The following is a 24229-nucleotide window of genomic DNA, read 5'->3' on the forward strand; positions in this document are numbered from 1 at the left end:
AATCTAAATTCAGAAGAACCTTTTGGCATTAATACAACAGATTTTTGACCTAATTTATTAGCTGTCCAAGCAACTCCTCTACCATGATTTCCATCTGTAGCTGTAAAGAAAGTTATTTCTCCTAATTGGTCTTTTATTTCTTTTGAAGTTAATTTTTCATATCCTAACTCTGATATATCTTTATTTAATCTTTGAGCTAAGTATTTACCCATAGAGTAAGAACCACCCAAAACTTTAAATGCATTTAATCCAAATCTATAAGATTCATCTTTAACATATATTCCGCTAACTCCTAATAATTTTGCTAAGTTATCTAATTTAACTAAAGGAGTTTTTTCATATTGTGGAAAACTCTCATGAAATGCTTTAGCTTTTGCAATTTCTTCGTCCTTTAAAAATTCAATTCCTTTTTCTTTTTCCTCTGCTTTAGGTAAGTTATTTAATTTCCATTTTATTTCTCTCATTTATTTTATATTCCCCTTTCAAATTTTTCGATGTCATTATTAATTTTTTATCTTTGTGTCTTTATATAAAGCAATTACTATGCCAATATTATTTATTCTAAAAACATTTTTTTTATGTTGGAATTACATACTTTTTTCAAATTTATTTAAACGTTGTAAAATCTGAGTGTGAAAAATAAGATTTATAAAAGAAAAAATTCTCATATTGGGAAATTTTTATCAATACGAGAATTATCATTTCGAGAAACCGTTTCTTTGTTTTTATTTTCCTTTATTATGCTTTTACTTTTCTATATGTCTGTTATTTTGTCTTGTATATTACTATTTTTACCTTCTATATTTATATTGTTATAACCTTCTATATTTTATGTTTTTATTTTAGCTTTCTATAATACTGTTATTTTTATGTTTTACATATTTGTACTTTATAAGCTCAAACTTTTATTTTCTATTATTTATACTGACTCAATATCTTACAAGCTTATAATTTTATTTTTATATAGTATTATTACTATATTAGTCTCTTCTAGTGACACTTCTATTATAGAGGCTTTATTTTTATTGACCTACAAATCACATTGCCATACATTTAAAACTATTTTCTATGTTTAATTTATTGTTGTTCCTCTTCTAGTTTTCTGTATAATGTAGCTAAACCTATCCCTAAATCTTTTGCTATTTTCTTTTTTGTCTTTGTATCTCTTCCATATTTATTTAACAACTTATGTATGTAAGTTAACTCCAATTCTTTAATTGAAAGTATTTTTTCTTGGTTTTCTACTATTCCCCCGACTATATCATCTTCAAACTTTGTTACCTCATTATTACTCTTAAAACTATTCCCTTCAATATTATAATAGTTCAAAATATCTAATGGAAGCATATCTTTATAGATTATTCCATCTTCTCCAACTAAATTCATCATATATTCAACTGCATTTTCTAATTCTCTTATATTTCCCGGCCAATTATAATTAACCAACATATTCATTACATTTTTTTCTATTTGATTCAATTTTATATCTAATTCTAAAGAATACTTGGAAACAAATTTCATCATTATAGTTTCAATATCATCTTTTCTTTCCCTAAGAGGTGGCAAATTTATAGGAATTACGTTTAACCTATAGTACAAATCATCTCTAAACTTACCTTCATTCACCAACTTAAGTAAGTTTTTATTCGTTGCAGCAATTACTCTTATATCTAAATCTATAAGTTTATTTGAACCAATTCTTGCAAATTTTCTTTCCTGCAAAACTCTAAGTAACTTTGCTTGTAAAGGCATAGATAAGTCTCCCATTTCGTCAAGAAATATGACCCCTTCATTTGCAAGTTCAAACTTACCAACCTTACCTCCACTACTAGCCCCACTAAATGCACCTTTTATATAGCCAAATAACTCACTTTCAAGAAGGTTTTCTGGAATAGCAGCACAGTTTATAGCAATAAATGGCTTATTCCATCTACTTCCTTCAGCATGTATAGCTCTAGCAATTAGCTCCTTCCCTGTACCACTTTCACCAGTTATAAGAACTGTTGAATTTGACTTTGCTAATTTCTTAGTTCTCTCTTTAACTTTCACCATTGATTCTGAGTTCCCAATTATAGACTCTATATCACTATTTCCCCATCCACTATTGACTTTCCCATGTCCTTTATGGTTTATATATGTCTTATCAAATATAATTATCTTGTCATATTGATTTATATATGGATATACAGGAATTATTTTGGCATTTATATTATAAATTTTGTTATCAATATCAATTTCTAGTAATTCATGTCCATTTGAAGAAGATTCAACAGATACTATTTTTACTGTATTTTCTATTATATCTTTTCCAATATCTAATTTTTTCAAAGCAATATTGTTTATATAAGATATTTTGCTATTTATATCTAATATAACAACACCTTTTTCAACATTTTCAATTATTTCTATCATCATGTTCATTTTTCTACTGCTACTTTTTGACACTTCATGTTCTTCTATCTTCATAGAAATTAAATCGCATATATGATTGACAAACTTCAAATAATTATCTATTTTTGCACTTATTTCTACTTTTTTAGTTTTATCTGTACTAATAGCACCAATTACTCCTATAGTACGATTATTATATTTTATTGGAACTGCTATTATTACTTTATTTAGGCATTTCATGTAATGGGAACATTCTATACAAAGCTGATTATCACATATATCTAATACGACTAATTCCTGACCTGTCTGTATAACTTTATCATAAAGAAAACCTTCAGTAACAACGCTTTCATTTATTTTTGATTTATACAGACCTGTGCCACTAATTCTTATTAATCTATCATCAACTATTTCAATATCTACATCTAACACGCTAGCTACTGTTTCAGTGTATTTTATCATTTCCTGTTGAAATTCCTTTAATTTACTTACCATAGTTTCCCCCATTAGAATTTAATTTACTAAATTATCAGTTTAACTATATTTTAACATATAGTTAATTTTTAAAATATATATAAAACATTACTTATTTATATATTTACATTGAAATACATAATAATAATTATAAAAAGATTGTTTTATATTAGGATTACTTTAATTATAATACACAAATAATAAAATAAAAAAAGCTTTCCTCCTATAACAAATATATTTTTGGCACAAAAATATATGTTATATAAGAAAAGCTCAATAGTTAAATATTTAGATAGATTTTTATATAGACTTTTTTAATATAAACTTTTTAATTGTAGACTTTTTTTATTAGTTTTTAATTTTCATTAGTTTTGTCATTGGTTTTATTATTATAATACTGCCATTGCTTCAATTTCTAAAACTGCATCTTTTGGTAATTGAGCAACTTGTACACATGATCTTGCTGGTGGATTTTCTTTAAAATATGTAGCGTACACTTCATTAATATCATTAAAATCTTTTAAATCTTTTACGAAAACTGTAGTTTTAAATACTTTATCCATAGTTGTACCAGCTTGTTCTAGTATTGCTTTTACATTGTCTAAAGAAGCTTTTGTTGCTTCTTTTGGGTCAGATACTAACTCGCCTGTCTTCATGTCTATTGGAAGTTGACCTGATGTAGAAACTATATTTCCAACTTGTATTGCTTGAGAATATGGTCCAATTGCTCCTGGAGCTTTCTCTGTAGCTATTACTACTTTTGACATGATTTCACCTCCTATTATTAAGTTATATTTACAGGAAAATAAAATTTCCTAAACACCAATATTAATATGAACCTCTAGACAAGAAATCAAGTCCAAAGTTTCAAATAATCAATACTCAGATTATTATATTTATTTGTGTTCATGTTAATATTTATTAAAGCAATTAGCATGCCAATTTCTTTTTATTCATAAAACTTTATGGAACCACTTAAAACACCTAAATTGAAACCTTTCCATAAAAAATAATCCGAAAATAGTTTTTTTATAGTACTAATTTTTTTCTCATATCTGGAATTTTACCAACTTGAGAATTCTTGTTTTGAGAATTTGCGAATTTTATTTAAATAGTTCTAAAGTTTTAAGTTATTATGCTATCATGTATGAAAGAACTATGGTTGACAATCCTACTGCTACAAATAGCAACACTTTAATCCAGACCTTATTTACTTTTGTTATCATAGAACCTATTGAAAATATAATAGCCAAGTATAATAGTAACCAAAAAATTATCATTCCACTACTGCTGCTGAAAACTTACAAAACTATTTTTTAATGACCCCATTTATTTTATAAGATATACGTTTATTTTATAAAATATAAGTAAAGTATAAAATTATTTCAGCAACTTTCTCCCTTCTTATTTTTTAAATCTTTTATAGGATTGTATCATGTTTGAGTGAATTTTCATACTATTAAGTCTTTACCTCTACAAAACAATACCTCTCATTTCATGCCTAATAATGTAAGATTACAGCTATTTTATTGATTTTGATAACTTGATTGACTATACTATTATTAGTTTTTATTTGTATATAAAGCTACTATTTATATGCAAAATTTTTATTTATATAGGGGGTTTTTAATTATGAACAAAAGTCCATTAACAGCAGAAACAACAGAAGAAATGCTAAAAGTACTAAGTGTGAAAGATTATAATATTGCTTATGATTTTCATAAGCTTGGTCAATTACTAGGTTGCAAGATTGAACCACGAACAGGAGCTCGTTCTTATCGTATATTATATTCAACTAAAAAACCAAATCGTAGTCTATTTACTATTGAATGTAATGAGAAAAAATGGAGAGTTAAAGCAAACCTTTATAATCTAAATACATATAGAAATACTGTGGAGGAATGTTCTAAAACTATTAAAGATAGTATTACAAAAACTCGTACTTGTAAAAAATGTAATCCAAAATGTATTGGTGGTTCTTCATTTGAATTAGATGGCAAGTCCTATATAACTTGTGTAGGAAGTGGACATTATTTTGCTAATATGGAAGAAATAGATTGGAAAAACCTAAAAAAGTTAATTAGTAAAGAGAATGATATTATGCAGAAATCTGTTTAATATGCTACTAAAACACACATAAATTTAGATATCAAATAAATGATAAAAATGTGCATAGATTTGTATGTATATCAAAATTCTGTGCATATTAAAAAACTGTGTATACCAAAAAGGCTGTAGATAAATTTACTTTTCTGTAAATCTAATTATAGCCTTTATGTATTGCTTTTACTATATAGCCATTAAAGTTATTTTGTAATCTTAAATTCCCATCTTCATATACTGCTTCTATTATATAATCATAAGCATCTACGTTACATTTCGATATCGACTTTATCATATAATAAGTTTTAGATACATAAGCTTAAGGAGTTATTTGAAAATGATATTACTCTATCAGCAACAGAAGAACATATATTAAAATATATTTGTAGTAAAGATAACTATCCTATGACATTAGAAAACTATATTAAAAATAATAAAAGTAGATACTTAAAGGCTGGAATAGAGGAAATCGAATTAGTTGACTAGTTAATGAAAGTGTTTAAGAACCTTGAAAAGATAGAAATTTTGTCTAGAAAAAATGATGTATATAAAGTTAATGTTTTTTATAGTCTGATTTGTCTCTGTCAATGTGACAATACTCATATTAGAAAAGCCTCTAGTTATGAAATTTGTTGCTCCTATTAATGGTTTTTTATCTTCTTCACTTTCACTTAATTCTGGAACATCTCCCCCATAATAAGAATTTCCTTGAAGTGTTATATGCTATCATTAAAATTCATCTTATCAGTAGTTGATTTGTTTATAAACCGTTTATATTTTATATATAATTTATTTATATTTATTTTATAATTTATTCACTTTATAAAATTAGTATTTATATTTATGATATGATAATAAAATATGAAGACTGATGCTATGGATGAAAAAACTAATTATCTAGTTTACCAATTATATACAACAAAAAGCTGTAGGTAAATTTGTTTTACACAAATCTACTTACAGCCTCTAAATGGTAGAATACATTTTAGTCTACTATTTATTTTATCAAGATTATTTTGTCTAGATTATTCTGAACTCACTCTATCAATAAAATTTAGTAAATCTGATACTCTTAAAAATCTCTCTTCACTACACTGACTTGCCCATTTCATAGGCATGATTCATTGCTACACTTTCTTTGATATCACCTACATGCCAAGCTCCTACGCCATACACTATACCTTTTTCCTTAGCACCATTTAGACATGACGTAAATCCTCTGAATCCTTCTAATGTTCTTTCCATAGCCTGCTCACTATTGTCTGCTGCGGCAACAATGAAATAAAACTCTTTTCCAGAAATTTCAGTGTATCTCGAGCAAGTTCTATCAATCATAGTTTTCATCTGTGCATTCATAGTATAAAAATAAACTGGAGTTGCCAAAACAATCACATCTGCTTTAATCATTTTTTCAAGAATTTCTTCCATATCATCTTTTTGTGAACAGTTTCCACCTTTCTCGTAACAGACTCCACATCCTATACAATATTTAACATCCTTATCTTTTAAAAATATTTTCTCTACTTGGTTTTTAGATTCTAATGCCCCTTGCATAAATTGGTCACATAATAAATCAGAATTACCACCTTTTCTAGGGCTTGCAGACAATACAAGTACACTTTTATTCATAAGACAATACCTCCGTTCTTTGACTCTCACTATTATTTTTTAATGTTTTTTCTTTTTCAATAACTTTATCCTCGTATCCATCAATTTTACTATTTAATCGTTCTAAAGTTTTCTGCATATCTTCAATTCTTCTAGAAAGCTGATTTCGTTGTTCTATTAAAAGTTCTTTTCTCGCTTTGACAGTTTCGTTCCCTTGTTGAAACATAGTTACATATTCAATCAATGTCTCAATGGAAAGTCCTGCACTTCTCATACATTTGATGAAATTAACCCACTCACAATCTTTTTCTGTAAAAGACCTAATTCCACTTTTATTTCTATTTACAGGTGGTATTAAACCAATTCGTTCATAATATCGTAAAGTATCTGCTGAAAGTTCGTATTTTCTACTTACTTCTGAAATTGTCATACAAATCCTCCTCCTTTCTTGATACTGTATAATTTAAAATCCGATTAAACAGTTTAACTGATATTTCATAAACTTCAACTTTTCTATATAACATTAATTATTTTACTGATATTTCATAAACTTCAACTTTTCTATATAACATTAATTATTTCACTTATACTTAATTAACTTCAAGTTCTTTATATATCATTAATTATTTTATAGTAGCAATTATTTTTCAAATATTTCTGCTACATTCTTTAGAGATTCTACAATTTTGATATGTTGTGGACAATTTTTTTCACACTGTTTACATCCAATACAATCTGATGCTTTTCCATAAGTTTTAGTGTAGTTATTATAATAAACCATTTGTGTTGAAAATCCAGTATTAAGAGCTTGCTTTTCTGCATTGTATAAAGCAAAATAGTTTGGAATAGCGATATTTTTTGGACATCCTTCTACACAATACTGGCAAGCAGTACATGGAACTGCGATTGCTTCATTTATAATTTCCACCGCTTCATTTATAACATCATATTCTTCCTGTACAAATGGTTCAAAATTTTGCATATACCCTGTGTTGTCTAATAGTTGTTCCATATTTGACATTCCACTTAAAACCATCATGACATTATCTTTACTTGCTGCAAAACGAATTGCCCATGATGGCACTGACATATCTGGATTATAATCATTAAATAATTTTTCTGCTCTTTCTGGTATTTTTGCTAGTGTACCACCTTTTACTGGTTCCATAACTATAACAGGTTTATTGTGTTTCTTTGCTACTTCATAACACTTTCTAGATTGTATACTTTCATTATCCCAATCTAAATAATTAATTTGTAACTGCACAAAATCTACTTCTGGATGCTCATTCAATACTTTGTCTAATAGTTCTGCACTATCATGAAAAGAAAAACCAATATTTTTTATTTTTCCTTCTTTTTTCTTTTCTTCAATAAACTTGAAACTGTCAAATTTTTTAGCTATTTCATAATGTGATACACCAATGTTATGTAAAAGATAATAATCAAAATAATCTACACCACATTTTTCTAACTGTTCATTAAAAATAGGCTCCTGCTCTTCTTTTGTTTTTAAAGCCATTAGTGGTAGTTTTGTAGCTACAGTAAAACTTTCTCTTTTATGTCTCTTTACTAGAGATTCTCTAAGTGCTATTTCACTTTTACCCATATGGTATACATATGCTGTATCAAAATATGTGAATCCTCTCTCTAAAAAAGTATCAACCATATTATTTAAGTAATCCATATCAATACTTGTAGCATCATTTTCGTCTTTTATTGGTAAACGCATTAACCCAAACCCTAATTTTTTTTGTTCCATTGTCCTGCTTCCCCCTTTATGTATTCTCTACTTTAATTTATGTTTTTAAATATTTATAAATTTTCTATAATTATACTTTACTACTTAGAGTTAACTTCAAGTCAATAGTTTTTTTATTTTTTAATTAAATACTATAAAAATTTATCAAGAAATTCCACCTAAAGTAGAATATTTCCTAACAGATTTAGGAATAAACTTTGTCCCTGTTTTAGAACACATGAAATAATGGGGAAAAACCTATTTATCAAATGATAAAAATAATCCATCCTGATTTACATATATTCAATGTCGAAAACATTTTCCCAAAGATTTATGATACAATGTTAAATAATAAAATAAAAGCTTTATATTGAATACTCTTATCTGTTAATTTTAAAATGTTACATTTAATAGTAACTTGATTTTAAGATTATATTTTACTAGTTCATACTAAATAATAAAATATAAGGATTGTGAGGTAAAAAATATGAATAAGAAAAACTTAGCTATATTAGTGGCAGGTATGATGTTTTTTTCTAGCTCTTCAGTAATCTTTGCAAACAACGTAACAAAGCAAGAAAGATTAATAGGTAAAACAAGATATGAAACGGCTGTAGAAGTGAGTAAATTAGGATGGGTTCAATCAAAAGTAGCAATTATAGTCAATGGCAACTCTATTCAAAGTGCACTTTGTGCAAATCCTTTTGCTAAATTAAAAAATGCTCCTATACTATTAGTAAATGATAATAGTATAGAAAGTTCAACTAAAACTGAACTTAAAAGACTTGGCGTAGATAATGTATATATAGTGGACAGTGGAAATAGTATATCTAATAAAGTAGAAAATGAAATAAAATCACTCAACATAAAGGTAAATAAAATAGTAGGAAATAATATCTATGAAATGTCTACAAATTTACTTAAAGAAATAGATAAAATAAAAAAAGTGGAAAATGTAGCAGTTGTAAATGGATTAAAGGGGTTATCTGATGCTGTTAGCATAGCTTCTCCATCAGCAATACATAATATGCCTATAATACTAGTATCAGAGGAAAACAGCAATAATAGCAGTATAAATTTCTTAAACAATAGGTCTATAAAAAAATCTTATATAGTTGGTGGAAATAAGATTTTATCAGACAATACAGTAAAAAAATATCCGAATAAAGAAAGAATCAGTGGTTCAGATAGAAACAATACCAATGCCAAAATTATTGAACAATTTTACAAAACCAAAAATATAAAAAATGTGTTTGTTACTAAAGATGGTATGAACAAGGAAAATGCACTAGTAGACGCATTATCAATAGGAGTATTGGCAGCCAAAGAAAATTCTCCTGTAATAATATCTAATGGCACTCTTGTAAACAGCCAAAAATATTTTATTAACAATAAAGACATAAAAGAAGTAACACAAGTTGGCGGAGGTGATAACCAAAAAGCATTTGAGGATATCTTAAAGCTAAAAAATGTCGATATAAGAAATAAAACTAAAAAAATATCTTTAATTGAAGCTAAGGAAATATTAAAAAAAGCTGTTCCAGAAAGTAATGTTTTAGTTTGTTACTACGACCAAGATGATAATAAATACGACAGTAAGGTTATAAAGGATAATATTGTATATGAAGTAGAAATAGATGCCTACTCTGGTAAAATAATAGAAATTGAAAAAGATGATGATATAAATAATAATTTAGGTGTCAAAAATATATCTTTAGATAAAGCTAAATCTATAATACTAGATGCCATTCCTAATAGTAATTTAATATACTGTAAATATGATGCTGACGATAATGAATATGAGGCTAAAGTTGTAAAAGATAATAAAACATATGAAATAGAGATAAATGCATTTGATGGAAGAATTATAGATATTGATATGGACGATGATTATGATGATAATGATTATGATGACTCTGATAATAATCACAATAATAGTGATTCTAATAACAATAACTCTATAATTAGCATTGAAAAAGCTAAGTCAATAATGCTAAACAAAGTACCTGGTGGTAAAATAGTAAAATTTGAATATGATAAAGATGATAAAGAATATGAAGGCGAAATAATAAAGGGAAATAATGAATATGATATAACAATCAGTGCAATCACTGGAAAAATATTAGAATATGAAGTTGATACAGTATAGTATATAACTCTAATGATATAGTTTATAAAAATTTTCTTATTTATTACTGTAATTTAAATTTTATATTACTGGAATTTTAAAAATTCCAGTAATATTTTTTATTATTAATAACACTAATAACCCTATTTTCTATACATATAATATATCTGAACATAAACTATATCTAAATTTTAGATTTTTCATAATATCTATTCTAGTATATCTCTTATCCACTTATATCTCTTATCCACTATAATCACTTTTTATTTAAGTAAGTCTTGAATTCATGACCAAATAGAATCTCTGGCTTTATATCCACTAGCGTAGGAGTCTCCTTCCAGCTCTTCACTCTTGATTCTATAACTTTATAAAAATCTTCTAAGCTATGGCCTTCTTTTCTTCTTTCAGCTATAAGTTTATTATCTGTTTCTGAATCAAACCTAAAACTTTCCCCTGACTCTTTATTTAACTTTTTTATAATATTTTCATAAATACTTTCTATATAACAGTATTCCTCTTCCACATCAGTATTTTTCTTGGAGTTCTTTTTTAATAACTCTTTTTTTAAATTTTTTTTTAATAATTCTTTTTTCTTTGTTACATCTTCTGTTTCATCTACAGTATGAAGTTCTGGGTCATAACCCCATTGTCTATACTCTTTATCTACATAGCTATACATATTGGTATCACTGGCCTTATCTTTGTCATACTTATATTCATGTTTTGATACCTTTTGGCTACTATTATTTGTTTCATTAATATTTTCTAATATATCTTCAAAAAAACTTCTACGTTTCTTTATTACACCTGTATCATTACTTTCAGAGCATATATAACTATATACAGAGCAACAATTTCCCTTCACTCCTCGACTTATTAGTCTCAATATTCCTAAATCTATAAATTCATTTACAAGCCTACTTATTGTAGATATTGATAAATCAAGGTCAGATGCAGCCTTTCTTACAGTCATCATAAACTGTCCCCTTGGTAAAGTTCCCCTTAATCTTTGTATGTTTTCTTTTCTCATTATATAGTGATTAAACCTTATTTTGTTTACATCACTTCGCTCGTTAAAATATAATACTGCTGAATTTAATTGATAAAAACCATTGTTCATATTCTTATTCCCCCAATTAAAATAAATAGTTGTTTGTAAGTATTTTTGTATTTCTTAATAATTTATTAGATGATTATATTTTATTAAAAATCATTCTTCTATATTTTTCATTTTAAAGTTTTAAAGGCTCTATGTTAATAGATGAGATTTAACTTTTTTATTTAAACAATAAATTTAATAATTTTTTTAATATAAATATTTTATTATTTAGTAAACATTTTCTTAAAATTGATATATTGTTCTTAGTATCAAAGTTTACAACCCTACTAGATATTAAGTTTTTGTCCATGTTATAGTCTCTAACTTTATATAAATGTATAATCAAATATACAATCTAAAAATATATCACTATGTTATACTAAGTGTTACAAAGTAAGATAGAAATTCTCTTATAATATAAATTGTTGTTATATATAAGAAAAACTCCTAATAAAAAATCTATTTAACATTTTTTTACTTTAAATTTCACATACTCAACGCTTTATTTACTATAAATAAGGGTATTTAAAATATATATTTTTACAATAAGGAGGTATACTTATGACCGATTCCCAAATTAAAAAAGAATACTTATGTCGTATTTGCAAAGTACAAGACTACATAGAAGAGCATTTGTATGATTCTCTTTCTCTTGAAGAGCTTTCTAATATAGCAGGTTTTTCAAAGTTTCATTTTCATAGAATTTTCAAAGCGATAGAAAAAGAAACATTGTCACAGTATGTAAATAGGTTAAAACTAGAAGGAGCCACTTCTTTTCTTATTCATCGTACTGATATGACAGTTACTGATATTGCACATTATTTCGGTTTTACTGATTCCGCAGTTTTTTCGCGAGCCTTCAAAAATTATTATAAGATAAGCCCTATAAAATATAGAAACAATTATAGCAAGAATTGCAAAGAACCATATAAAATTTCTCAGTATAATAGACACATATCAAAACTTAAATCTAAAAATAAGAGAGAGGTTAAGGGAGAAATTGAAATCTTAGAACTTGATAATGTAAATACAGCTTATATTAGATACACTGGGTCATATGGAAATTTGGCCAGTCACTTTCCAAAGATTGTAGAAAAACTCTTTGATTATGCAAATGAGCAGAATCTAATTGAACTTGAAAAGACAAAGATATTAGCTATTTATCATGATAATCCTCAATTTACACAAGAACATCATTTGAGGACTAGTATTTGTATGACAATTCCAGATAATATTGTTGTCAAAGAAAATAGCGACCTTGGCAATATTACAATACCTTCTGGGAAATATCTGGTGGGACATTTTAGTATTTTTCAAGATGAATATAGTGATGCTTGGGATTTTATGTATAATGAATGGCTATCAAATGATGAACATAAACTACGTAATTCTTTTCCTTTTGAAGTATATCTTAATGACCCAAATAGTCACCCACAAAATAAACATATAGTTGATATATATTTACCTATAGAGCCTTTTTAATACTATGATTTCGCTTAACCTCTTCTTATATTAATGATTAAAACATACCAATTTTATAGTTTGATAAAATTAATAAAATGAGGTGAGTCAATGAAAGAAATAAAAATCAAAGGTGCAAAAATACATAACCTAAAAAATATAAATATCTCTATCCCCAAAAATAAGCTTGTAGTTGCAACAGGTGTTAGTGGTTCAGGTAAATCCAGTCTTATGTTCGATATTGTATTTGAGGAGGGGCGTAAACAGTACTTACAGTCCTTAGGCATACTTTCAGGCATTGATAATGAGAATAAATTTGACAATATTCAAGGATTAGCTCCTACTATAGCTGTTAAACAAAATATCATCCGTCAGAGTAATCCCCGTTCAACAGTAGGTACTAGAACCAATATTATTAGTATGCTTACACTATTATATTCAGGAGAAGGACAAGTAATATGTTCTGCGTGTAACACTCCTGTAGACAACAATCTTATTTGTAATAATTGTGGTAATAAAGAAGAACGCTTAAGACCAAGTTATTTCTCATATACCTCTTCAGATGGAATGTGTATGAAATGTTCTGGACGTGGAGCATACTTTGAGATTAATATTGAAAAACTTATCTTGGATAAGCGCACTACCCTAAAAAAAGTTTTGGATAGAGCCCAAATCACACCAGGATATTTGAGAGTGTTATCTAAGAAGTTCAAAGATTACTTAGATATACCATTTTTACAATTGCCTGAGGAAGTACAAAACGAGGTACTATATGGTCACTATGAAAATGGAAAACAAAGTTCTTCTTTAGCAAAAGTACTTCATGGTCGTCACCAAAGAGGTGAAGACTTAAATGGTATTTATAGCATGACTACTTGTTCTGAGTGCCATGGTTTTAAAATTGGTGAAGAAGCACGCCAAGTTTTATTAAATGGAAAGCATATTGGTGAACTTGGAAAGATGAGCATTTTAGAAGTTCATGAATTCCTAAAGTCATTATTGAATCAAGACAAACTAACTATTCTAGGTAAAAATTTAATAGCTGATATTTTAATTAAGACAAATAATCTAATAAAGGCACGACTAGGTCATCTGTCCTTGTACAGAGAGATGTCAACTTTAAGTGGCGGAGAAATACAAAGGCTATTTTTAAATTCTCACCTTGATTCAGAGATGGATTCATTAATTTACGTACTTGACGAACCAACTGCGGGATTGCATGAATCCGAAAAAATCGACATTCTAGAATCCATTAAAGATTTAAAAGATTTAGGTAACACTGTCATTGTAGTTGAACACGACAAAAATACAATTAATATGGCAGAACATATTATTGATATAGGGCCAAAAGCTGGTATTGAAGGTGGACAATTAATATATCAAGGAGATTTAGAAGGTCTACTTAAGTCAAATGAATCAATTACTGGACAATATATCTCAGGAAAATACTCCATGCCTACTAGAACATCATCTAAAAATATTACGGACATTGAAAAAATGCATTGTATAGTTGTTCAAAATGCAAGTACAAATAATCTTAAAAACATTACTGCATCATTACCTTTAGGTGCTATGGTTGGAATAGCTGGAAAATCTGGTAGTGGAAAAAGTTCCCTTATATCAGATACATTACTCCCTCTTCTTAGAAGTTACTTCAACAATCAAGCAAGTAATAATAAAACCACTATTAAAGAAAATGAAGTAAGTAATGAGGATGATTATACAATTGTAGAAACTATTGCTGATAAATTAAGTGGTACACAATATATCTCTGGATATTCAGAAATATCTCAAACTCCTATTGGTAGAAATATGAACTCAACTCCTGCCTCTTATATTGGGATATGGGATAAGATACGTGTTTTATTTGCAGGTCAACCAGAATCAATAAAACAAAATTTCACTGCTGGGTATTTTTCATTCAATTCAAAAGGTGCTTGTCCTAAGTGTAGTGGTAGTGGATATGAAAAAATCTGGTTGGGAAATAATTTAAGTATGGACAGTATATGTAATGAGTGTCATGGAAAAAGATTTAATGATGAATCCCTATCCATTAAATATAAGAATAAAAATATCTATGATGTCTTAAATATGAGTGTATCTGAAGCTGTTGTTTTTTTTGAAGATACTCCAAATATTGTTTCACACTTAAAAGTACTAGAACAAATTGGTATGGGTTATATAAAACTAGGTCAACCTACCCCTACTTTAAGTGGTGGAGAATCTCAAAGAATCAAGCTTGCAAAAGAGATTGGTAAAAAACGAAAAGGCAATATACTCTATGTGTTGGATGAACCCACTACTGGTCTAAGTCTGTATGATACTGCTAAACTAATTCAATTGTTGGATGAATTAATCGAAAATGGAAATTCTGTAATTGTTGTTGAACATGATATAGAAGTTCTAAATACTTGTGACTGGATTATTGAACTTGGTCCAGAAGGAGGAGACAAAGGCGGATATATCATTGCAGAGGGTTCTCCTCAACAACTAAAAGAAAACTCAAAGTCTATAACAGGGAGGTATTTATAATGGATAAAGGCTACTGCTTAGATTTGAAATTTGAAAATATAGACCCTTCAAGTGTTGGAATGGATTTAAAAAAACTTTCACAGCTTGAACCTTTAATAATCTCACAATATAGCAATATAAACGCAATAATCATAGCAAGAAGAGGAAGTATCGTCTTTGAAAAATATTATAATGGTTATAATGCTAACGATACTTTTCATGTTGCATCTGTCACAAAAAGTATCATATCAGCCCTAATTGGTATCGCAATAGACAAGGGTTATATAAAGGATGTTGAGCAAAAAGTTGTTGATTTTTTTCCTGAATATAATTGTATCCCTGCTGATATATACAAAAAAGCAGTAACTATACGCCACTTGCTTACGATGACTGCACCATACCCTTTTAAAAATACAACTGAATCATTAGAGAGACTTTCTAAACAACGAGATTGGGTAAAATATGCCCTAAATCAACTTGGTCAAAACAAAAACATTGGAACTTTCAAATATTCTTCAGCTGGAGTTCACCTACTTTCAGCTATTATTACAAATACTACAGGAAAGTGTGCTCGTGAGTTTGCTAATGAACATCTATTCAAACCTATTGGTATGAGAGAAATACCCGATTATGATATAGAAAATTTTGATTTTGAAGATTTATTTGGAAAAAATCTTAAAGGTTGGGCAAAAGACAGACAAGGTAATACTGCTGGTGGCTGGGGACTTACATTGAGTGCCAGAGATATGTTACGATTTGGTTCTCTGTATTTAAATGATGGTATTTGGAATAATAAACGTATTATATCTAAATCCTGGATTGAAGAATCAACCAAAATGAATTCCAATGAGTATGGTTATCTATGGTGGCTATGTGAAGAAGATGGAACTCTTTGGTATTCAGCAATGGGAGCTGGAGGAAATGCCATCTGTTGTATACCAAAGTACGATTTGGTTATAGCAATACCATCTAAGATAGTTTTTAAACCTCGTGATAGATGGCAGCTTATTAAAAAACATATACTTACTTCTATAATAGAATAGTTGTATATGGAATGATTATAACAACCCTCCACTATAACACCAGACTTTCGTTTAGTGATATTATTGTTGATGCTATATACACACAAGAGGAGTTGAATATAAATGAATACCTACACAACATCAGAAATAGCAGATTTAATTGGTATACATCCTAATACAGTACGTTTATATGAAGAACTTGAACTAATACCTAAACCTAAGCGTAATCCTAATGGCTATCGTATTTTTAACGATTTTCATATAGAGCAATTTAAATTTGCTCGTACAGCCTTAAAAATTGAAGTTACACAAAGAGGATTGAGAAAAAATGCAATTGAGATTGTCAGAACATCAGCAAATAAAGATTTTGACAAAGCTATTTCTCTTGTTAGTCATTACTTACAACAATTAGAAATAGAAAAATCAAATGCTGAGGAAGCAATCAATATTGTTAAAGAAATTTTAAATGGAAACACACAAGAGACAGACAAGTTATTTTTAACTAGAAAAGAAACCTCAGAATACTTAAAGGTTACAATAGATACTTTAAGAAATTGGGAAATGAACGGGTTATTAAAAGTAAAAAGAAAGCAAAATGGTTATCGTGTATATACTGATGAAGATATAAAGCGCCTTAAAATTATTAATTCGTTACGCTCTGCAAACTATTCTCTTTCAGCTATTTTAAGAATGTTAAATGCTTTGTCTTGTAATCCCAATGCTAATATTAAAAATATTATTGATACTCCAAAAGACGATGATGAAATTATCTCAGTATGTGACAAATTGATAACCTCATTGAAAGAGGCGGAATACAACGCAAAATCAATGAAATCTCATCTCCAAAGCATGAAAGAACAATTTTCTTAACCCTCCACTCTAACTCCATACTTTGATTTGTGTGTTATTCTTAAGAGCAAGAAAAATTAAACACACAAATCAAAGGAGGAATAGAATGGAAAACAAAAATACTCATTTTACATGGAAGCAAAAAATCCTTACCTTTTTAGTGAGCCAATATATTTCCCTATTTGGTTCATCACTTGTACAGATGGCAATGATATGGTATATCACACTTCAAACGTCATCAGGCATATGGGTAACAATCTTAACTGTATGCTCCTTCATACCACAAATGCTAATATCTTTTTTTGCAGGTGTATGGGCAGATTACTATAATCGAAAAATACTCATCATTGTATCTGATACTATAATCGCTGCTTCTACACTAATACTACTTATGCTTATGATGTCAGGAATTAAAGGAGAAAATGAATTAATCGCAATTGCTGTTGTATCTATTATTCGTTCTTTAGGAAGTGGTGTACAGACACCTGCTGTAAATGCACTGATTCCTCAACTTGTGCCAGAGGAACACTTAATGCGTTTTAATGGTATGAATGGCAGTCTTCAATCTATAGTTCAATTTATAGTTCCTATTGTATCCGCAGCAATTCTTGGTCTAGGAAATAAAATATCTCAAGTACTTTTAATTGATATTATTACTGCAATTATTGCTATTGTATTACTCTGCTTCATTAAAATACCTAAACATAATATAATAAAACAAACTGAAAAAGTATCATTTTTAACAGACATGATATCTGGAATAAAATACTCTTTTTCGGATAAATTTATTAGAAAAGTAGTTTTTACTTATGGCGCTTTCATTTTTCTTTGCGTACCATCAGGCTTTCTTATAGGATTATTGATTGAGCGTACATTTGGTAAGGGGTATATTTATCTATCTATTATTGAAATGATTGGCTTTTCAGGTATGGTTCTAGGTGGATTAGTTATAGGAATATTTGGTGGCTTTAAAAATCGAAATAAGACATTTTTCTTGGCAATGTTATCTTATGCTATCTTTTCTATTATTTTGGGGTCTGTTACACAAGCTTGGCAATTTTTCATATTCATGTTTTTTACCAGTTTTTCAATCCCAATTATTCAAGCAACAGCTATGACCATGTTGCAAGAACATGTAGTACCAGAAATGCAAGGTCGTGTATTGGGCTTACCTACTATTATATATACTGGTCTTATACCTCTTGGGATGATACTCTTTGGACCACTTGCTGATATGGTATCTATTAATTTCTTGATTATTGTTTCAGGTGTAATAATTGCATTTTTTGCTTTATCTATTCCTTATTCAGGACAATTTTATAAGCAAGGCATCTTTAAATCAAAAGAAATTAAATAATATGCTAAAGAAACTAAGTAATATACTAAAAAAATTAAGTAATACACTAAATAAACTAGGTAATATACTAGATAAATTTTAATTGTTCTATTTTGATTTTTATACATAATACACTAAGATAGTTTTAATCACTACAATAGTTTTAATTAACCTAGTTCAAATTTTATAGACCTCCGTTTCATTTACATATTCATTTTCATCAAGAATTAAATGAAACGGAGAAAAGCTATATGCCAATAAGGCTATTATTATTTTGATTCCTTTTTAGCATGACACTCAGAACATTCAGAGTCATGTAAAGAAATAATGCCACCACAATAAATACAAGTCCATTTTTTTAATTCTACTTCCATCAAAGTAGTTATTCCAGACTCTTTAGCTAAAATATTATTTTTTATAAGGCTCTCTTCGTATCTTTTATTGTAACTTTTTTCCAAGTTTTTGACCAATTTGCATGGAAATTTTTCACACTCAAAACAGTATGTAATCTTTTCTATCTTTGTACACTCTTTTATATTACACTTTCTGCAATGTTCTGGTTTCCCCAAGTCACCTGCATAACATCCCTGACAAGGTTTCTTTGAATAACAATGTTTATAACAGACTTTACAGTTCATCCCACAGGGAGCAAACATAATATTTTCAATCTTATTGGGCATTTTCATAATACATTATTCCTTTCTATAATATTCTTAATTATTGAGTCTTCTTAATTCTTTAACTACTCTACTTTAACTACATTTAAGGCTTACATCTTCCCCACTATACCATGTTGAAATAAAATATTTCTCCTATTCTTGATAAAAAGCTTCTCTATACTCCTAAATCTGTGATTATTGAAATCATGAAGTTTTTGAACAATCTTTTTATAAAAAATCATTTTAATGAGATACTCTCATACATCATAACATTTTATAATCATCAGCCCCATACTCATAGCCTTTTAATTTATCTTCTTCTTCACCTTTAGCTGTCAACATAATAATAGGTATATTAGTCATTTCACGTGAAACTCTACATACTGAGAATCCATCTAAATATGGCATCATAATATCCAATATCATTAAATCTATATCATTATTCTTTAGTATTGTAAGTGCTTCTACTCCATCATCAGCAGTTATGCAAGTATATCCTCCTTTTTGCATATATTCTACAATAATATCTTTCATTCTTTTTTCATCTTCTACTACTAATATTTTAGCCATTATTATTTTATCATCTCAGTTTTTTAACTTTATTTTAGTTTATATTAATTTATTTTATAACTATTTTTTAGAAAATAATATGTTTATAAAAATAACCTACCAATTTATAAAAATAGCCTGCCAACTTTGATTCATGTTGGCAGGCTAAGAATTTATAAAATACTTATTATATTATTTTAATACTAGTTTATTTTTTTGATTAAAATATATTCTAAAGCAAATCTCTTCAATTAATGCATAAATTGCACTTGTTATAAAATATAGACCTAGGGCTACTGGAGTTCTAACAGTTATTATAAGACTCGTTATAGTAGTCATTATAATCGTTTGTTTGTTAAATGTCCTGTGAGAACTCACCTTAAAATATGGTATATAATTTATTAAATTTGGAGCTAGCATAGTTAATGTGTATATACAAGGTAGTATAAATAAATTATCAGCTGTATTTAAATTAGCAATCCAAGGAATTATAACTGTCGTAAATCCCTTTGGCATGTTTAAGCATACATGATACAGTGCATATATTACTGGCATTTGTAGTAAAATTGTGGAACACCCAATCATACTCTTCATACTTTCCACAGAGTGCATCTGTAGTTGCTTTTCAAGTTCTTTAGCATTATCCTTATATTTTTCTTTTATATGTTCCATCTTTTCTGCCAATTCTTGTTGTTTTTTCATAGAAAATCTTTGTTTTAATGACAATGGCATTAGCATCAACTTTACTATTAAAGTTATAAGTACTATTGCAATCCCAAAATCTCCTGTAAAACTAAATAATATATTTAATACCTCTTGTAGTATATTTGAAATGAAATCCATTCTATTCTCTCCTTTTATCTTAAATTCTTGAACTGTAATAGAATCACTTCAAATTAAAATATACTATAATACCTCCAAATATCATATTTTTGAAAAACAATATAATGCTTAGGCAATCTTTTTTCAGAATATGTAAATCTATTTATAAATATGTTTTTCCTTAAAACATATTTAATTTTATGATATAAGAGGTCTTTACAAAAGTAAATTATGCATCCAAGGATAGATACTAATAATGTCATATAAATTAGTATATATAACAGATTATCCATATCAAATCTCATTACATCACCTCATAAGTATTTATTTTTGTTTTTATGTTTATGTTTATGTTTATGTTTATGTTTATGTTTATGTTTATGTTTATGTTTAAATAATTATAGTATGTTAATCTCTTAATGTCAATATTTTTATACACTATCTATGCTATCCATCCACACCTAAAAGAGTTGGCTTTGTGCACTAGGTTGTAAATATACAAGTACTAATACCTTGATAAAACTACATTAAATTTTCAGTGTTATTTTTACCAGAATTCTCATGCTCTACTTCTAAAGACAATGACTTTTTTCTAAATTAATGATAAAATAATTAAAACAATTCTTCTATATGTGAATATGTTTTTTGTAAACATAACGTAAATATCTTTTATATAAACAGATTTTATCTAAATATATTTTTAAAACTAATATAATCTTTAAAATAAAAACCTTACTTGGAAATATCAACAAAAATAAATGGAGGTTACTACAATGATAAGCAATTCTATATCGAAAAGACGTAGCATTAGAAAATATAAAAATCAAAATATTTCACATGAAACTATAGAAAAAATAATTGAAGCTGGAATAGATGCACCTTCATCTAAAAATAGACAACCATGGAAATTTATTGTTGTCACTGAAAAAGAAAAAGAATCTATGCTTAGAGCTATGAGCAAAGGTATTCAAAATGAAATTGATAACAATGGACTTCTTCCAGAAAGTCGTCAACATATTGCAGGAGCAAATTATACTGTTGAAATTATGAAACAAGCTCCCATAACAATTTTTATTTTAAACAAGTTGGGAAAATCACCTTTAGAAAACTTATCTGCTGAAGAACGTTTTTATGAAATGGCAAACATACAATCAATCGGAGCTGCAATTCAAAATATGTCTCTTACAGCTGTAGAATTAGGTTTAGGTAGTCTTTGGATTTGTGATGTGTACTTTGCATATCGTGAATTATGTGAGTGGTTAGATACAGATAGTCAATTGGTTGCAGCAATATCGTTAGGTTATCCTGATGAACAACCAGCAAAAAGACCTAGATTAAAGTTAAATGATGTAACTGAATGGAGATAAATAACTATTTATAATTAAAATATGGTAAGTAAATTCAATAAAAATAATTTACTTACCATAAAAAATAATTTGATTACTATGCTGTTAGAACTATTGAAGATTATCTTATACCTCTACAATCTCCTTATGATTACTCACTACTTTATTTTGCTTTATAGTCAATGATTTCATTTCATGAACTGCAAAATATATACATACCATTGCAGCAGCGGCATCCGCTATTGGCCCCGCATACATTACTCCATCAATACCCATAAACATTGGTAAAATCACTATTAATGGAATTAAAAACAGAATCTGACGAGTCAAAGAAGTAAAAAGTCCCAGTACTGATTTCCCAATTGATGTAAAGAAAGTTGATGATACTATTTGAACACCATTTATAAATGTTAAGAACAAGAAAGTTCTAAAATAATGTTCTGCAAATATAAAGTAAGTTTCATTCCCATTACCAAATATAGATGTAATTTGTCGTGGGAAGAATTGGAAGCATAAGAATGCAATAACAGATATAACAGTTGCACTTCCTACTGCTAACTTATATGCTTCTTTTACACGATTATATTTTTCAGCTCCATAATTGTATCCTATAATTGGTTGCATCCCTTGTGATATACCAATAATTATAGATATAAAAATCATATTTACTTTAATAATGATACCAACACAAGCAAGTGGAATTTCACTTCCATAAACTGACCTAGCTCCGTAATATGCCAACGTATTATTCATAACTATTTGTGTTACAGTCATTGCTAATTGGTTAAAACATGAACTTGAACCTAGCGCAAATATATGTTTATAAATTATACTCTCTAATTTAAAACTTTTCTTATGTAGTTTAATATGTTGAAAATTCATTACATAATAAACACTAAAGCCAAAAGATATAAGTTGACCAATAACAGTAGCTAAAGCAGACCCAGCAATTCCCATATCAAGCACAAATATGAATAGTGGATTTAAAATTGTGTTAATAACTGCTCCTACCAACATACAAAACATAGAAGCTTTTGGTTTTCCATCAGCAAGTATCAACTTACTCATTCCAGTAGACATTATAAGAAATGGCAATCCAATTGATGTAATCTTTGTGTATGTGTGTGCATAAGGTAATATTTCTGATGTGGAACCAAAGAATTTCAATAGTGGTGTTAAAAATATTGATACTATTATAAACAAACTTATTCCAAAGATAGCCATTAGACAAATAGAATTTCCCGCTGATTTTGTAGCTTTTTCTGAATTTTTAGCACCTAATTCTAATGAGCACTTAGATGCTCCACCAATACCTAATAATAAAGCAATTGCAGTACATATTGTTGTTAGTGGAAAGCTAACATTTGTAGCAGCATTACCTAACACTCCAACACCTTGCCCGATAAAAATTTGGTCAACTATGTTATATAACGCACTTACTAACATTGCTATAATGCTAGGTATTGCATACTTAGTCAATAATTTTGAAACTTTCTCATACTCCAATGGTTCTTTATATTTTTCTTCCATCTTCCTTCGCCTCCAATTTTGCTTCTTCATTCATATCAATAGCTATAAAAGCAGTCTTTTTTAACATTGACATGAACAACTCTTGCTCTTCTTTTTTAAATGAACTTAACAATTCCTCTACATATCCATTCGTTATTTTTATTATTTCATCATAACATGCCAAAGATTTTTCTGTAGGATACAGATGCCATGTTCTTTTATCTTTAACACTTGGTTCTCTAGTGATAAACCCTTCTTTTTCTAGGTTTGCCAAAGCTCTTGTTATATTACTAGGATTTACAAGAATTCTTTTAAATATAGTATCCTGTGTAATACCTGGATTACTACATATGTGTAATACATAAAAATATTGGCTATTATTAATTCCAATATCAGCCAATTTCCTATCAATATAGTTTGCGTTATATCTATTTATAATGGAAACCCATTTTAATAGCTCTCTCATGTTCTCTCCTTAATATTGTTATTTATATTTTTGTTGCGAGCGCAACAATCTGTTTGCTCATGCAATTATTTTACTGCTAAATTTACACTTTGTCAATAGTTCCTAATTCTTAATTCCTTTTAAGCTGTCATGTCAATGTGACATAATATAGTAAA

General features: G+C 28.0%; 22 protein-coding genes. 9 read left to right on the forward strand and 13 right to left on the reverse strand.

Features of this window, described 5'->3' with window-relative positions; genetic code table 11:
• The 3 genes from IC214_RS19410 to IC214_RS19420 all read right to left on the reverse strand — a co-directional run.
• On the reverse strand, nucleotides 1-464 hold a 464-nt coding region (locus tag IC214_RS19410), incomplete at its 3' end, for a pyridoxal-phosphate dependent enzyme (protein ID WP_227866923.1).
• A 613-nt stretch (nucleotides 465-1077) separates the two neighbouring features.
• Nucleotides 1078-2886 carry a sigma 54-interacting transcriptional regulator gene (locus IC214_RS19415; protein ID WP_227835115.1) on the reverse strand — a complete coding sequence of 603 codons (1809 nt, stop codon included), beginning with the start codon at nucleotides 2884-2886 and terminating at the stop codon, nucleotides 1078-1080.
• 368 nt (nucleotides 2887-3254) lie between these two features.
• Nucleotides 3255-3632, reverse strand: a complete 378-nt coding sequence (locus IC214_RS19420) for a RidA family protein (RefSeq protein ID WP_227433761.1) — start codon at nucleotides 3630-3632, stop codon at nucleotides 3255-3257.
• An 865-nt stretch (nucleotides 3633-4497) separates the two neighbouring features.
• On the opposite strand from IC214_RS19420, the gene IC214_RS19425 reads away from it, so the two are divergent.
• Nucleotides 4498-4983, forward strand: a complete 486-nt coding sequence (locus IC214_RS19425; protein ID WP_227866924.1) for a hypothetical protein — start codon at nucleotides 4498-4500, stop codon at nucleotides 4981-4983.
• Nucleotides 4984-5125: 142 nt separating this feature from the next.
• Here the strand turns inward: IC214_RS19425 and IC214_RS19430 are convergent, their stop codons facing one another.
• The 4 genes from IC214_RS19430 to IC214_RS19445 all read right to left on the reverse strand — a co-directional run bounded on the left by IC214_RS19430 (nucleotide 5126) and on the right by IC214_RS19445 (nucleotide 8338).
• The gene (locus IC214_RS19430; protein WP_227866925.1) at nucleotides 5126-5263 is read right to left on the reverse strand and encodes a hypothetical protein; all 138 of its coding nucleotides are present in this window, start codon (nucleotides 5261-5263) and stop codon (nucleotides 5126-5128) included.
• Between the two features lie 794 nt (nucleotides 5264-6057).
• The gene (locus IC214_RS19435; protein WP_227481900.1) at nucleotides 6058-6597 is read right to left on the reverse strand and encodes a flavodoxin family protein; all 540 of its coding nucleotides are present in this window, start codon (nucleotides 6595-6597) and stop codon (nucleotides 6058-6060) included.
• On the reverse strand, nucleotides 6590-7006 hold the full coding sequence (locus IC214_RS19440; protein WP_227835559.1) for a MerR family transcriptional regulator: 417 nt from the start codon (nucleotides 7004-7006) through the stop codon (nucleotides 6590-6592). Before IC214_RS19440 ends, IC214_RS19435 begins: the two co-directional genes overlap by 8 nt.
• Nucleotides 7007-7216: 210 nt before the next feature.
• Nucleotides 7217-8338 carry an aldo/keto reductase gene (locus IC214_RS19445; protein WP_227433757.1) on the reverse strand — a complete coding sequence of 374 codons (1122 nt, stop codon included), beginning with the start codon at nucleotides 8336-8338 and terminating at the stop codon, nucleotides 7217-7219.
• Between the two features lie 139 nt (nucleotides 8339-8477).
• Here IC214_RS19445 and IC214_RS21270 point away from each other — a divergent pair, with 139 nt between their 5' ends.
• Entirely contained in the window at nucleotides 8478-8564 is an 87-nt protein-coding gene (locus IC214_RS21270; protein ID WP_413926684.1) for a winged helix-turn-helix transcriptional regulator, read from the forward strand.
• Nucleotides 8565-8804: 240 nt separating this feature from the next.
• Entirely contained in the window at nucleotides 8805-10466 is a 1662-nt protein-coding gene (locus IC214_RS19455) for a cell wall-binding repeat-containing protein (RefSeq protein WP_227866926.1), read from the forward strand.
• Between the two features lie 235 nt (nucleotides 10467-10701).
• On the opposite strand, the gene IC214_RS19460 is transcribed toward IC214_RS19455, so the two are convergent.
• Nucleotides 10702-11565, reverse strand: coding sequence for a conserved phage C-terminal domain-containing protein (locus IC214_RS19460; RefSeq protein WP_227835556.1), 864 nt, complete (start codon nucleotides 11563-11565; stop codon nucleotides 10702-10704).
• Nucleotides 11566-12105: 540 nt separating this feature from the next.
• Here IC214_RS19460 and IC214_RS19465 point away from each other — a divergent pair.
• The 5 genes from IC214_RS19465 to IC214_RS19485 all read left to right on the forward strand — a co-directional run bounded on the left by IC214_RS19465 (nucleotide 12106) and on the right by IC214_RS19485 (nucleotide 18744).
• The gene (locus IC214_RS19465; RefSeq protein ID WP_227866927.1) at nucleotides 12106-13026 is read left to right on the forward strand and encodes a GyrI-like domain-containing protein; all 921 of its coding nucleotides are present in this window, start codon (nucleotides 12106-12108) and stop codon (nucleotides 13024-13026) included.
• A gap of 90 nt (nucleotides 13027-13116) precedes the next feature.
• On the forward strand, nucleotides 13117-15537 hold the full coding sequence (locus IC214_RS19470; RefSeq protein WP_227866928.1) for an excinuclease ABC subunit UvrA: 2421 nt from the start codon (nucleotides 13117-13119) through the stop codon (nucleotides 15535-15537).
• On the forward strand, nucleotides 15537-16559 hold the full coding sequence (locus IC214_RS19475) for a serine hydrolase domain-containing protein (RefSeq protein WP_227866929.1): 1023 nt from the start codon (nucleotides 15537-15539) through the stop codon (nucleotides 16557-16559). The genes IC214_RS19470 and IC214_RS19475 overlap by 1 nt, the downstream gene beginning before the upstream one ends.
• A 102-nt stretch (nucleotides 16560-16661) precedes the next feature.
• On the forward strand, nucleotides 16662-17408 hold the full coding sequence (locus IC214_RS19480; RefSeq protein WP_227866930.1) for a MerR family transcriptional regulator: 747 nt from the start codon (nucleotides 16662-16664) through the stop codon (nucleotides 17406-17408).
• A gap of 85 nt (nucleotides 17409-17493) precedes the next feature.
• A complete protein-coding gene (locus tag IC214_RS19485) occupies nucleotides 17494-18744 on the forward strand; it encodes an MFS transporter (protein ID WP_227835551.1) in 1251 nt (416 codons plus the stop codon).
• Between the two features lie 248 nt (nucleotides 18745-18992).
• Here the strand turns inward: IC214_RS19485 and IC214_RS19490 are convergent, their stop codons facing one another.
• The 3 genes from IC214_RS19490 to IC214_RS19500 form a co-directional block, all read right to left on the reverse strand.
• Complete coding sequence (locus tag IC214_RS19490; RefSeq protein ID WP_227866931.1) at nucleotides 18993-19409, reverse strand: DUF3795 domain-containing protein; 417 nt, start codon at nucleotides 19407-19409, stop codon at nucleotides 18993-18995.
• Nucleotides 19410-19646: 237 nt separating this feature from the next.
• On the reverse strand, nucleotides 19647-19952 hold the full coding sequence (locus IC214_RS19495; protein ID WP_413926682.1) for a response regulator: 306 nt from the start codon (nucleotides 19950-19952) through the stop codon (nucleotides 19647-19649).
• Between the two features lie 171 nt (nucleotides 19953-20123).
• Entirely contained in the window at nucleotides 20124-20774 is a 651-nt protein-coding gene (locus IC214_RS19500) for a membrane protein insertase YidC (protein ID WP_227862864.1), read from the reverse strand.
• Nucleotides 20775-21526: 752 nt separating this feature from the next.
• Between IC214_RS19500 and IC214_RS19505 the strand changes: the two genes are divergently transcribed.
• Entirely contained in the window at nucleotides 21527-22120 is a 594-nt protein-coding gene (locus IC214_RS19505) for a nitroreductase family protein (protein WP_227824460.1), read from the forward strand.
• A gap of 105 nt (nucleotides 22121-22225) precedes the next feature.
• Here IC214_RS19505 and IC214_RS19510 read toward each other — a convergent pair whose 3' ends face one another.
• Nucleotides 22226-23629, reverse strand: a complete 1404-nt coding sequence (locus IC214_RS19510) for an MATE family efflux transporter (RefSeq protein ID WP_227481893.1) — start codon at nucleotides 23627-23629, stop codon at nucleotides 22226-22228.
• A complete protein-coding gene (locus IC214_RS19515; protein ID WP_227433746.1) occupies nucleotides 23613-24074 on the reverse strand; it encodes a MarR family winged helix-turn-helix transcriptional regulator in 462 nt (153 codons plus the stop codon). Before IC214_RS19515 ends, IC214_RS19510 begins: the two co-directional genes overlap by 17 nt.
• Between the last annotated feature and the right edge of the window lie 155 nt (nucleotides 24075-24229).

Source organism: Clostridioides sp. ES-S-0190-01, from assembly GCF_020658275.1.
Lineage (GTDB): Bacteria > Bacillota > Clostridia > Peptostreptococcales > Peptostreptococcaceae > Clostridioides.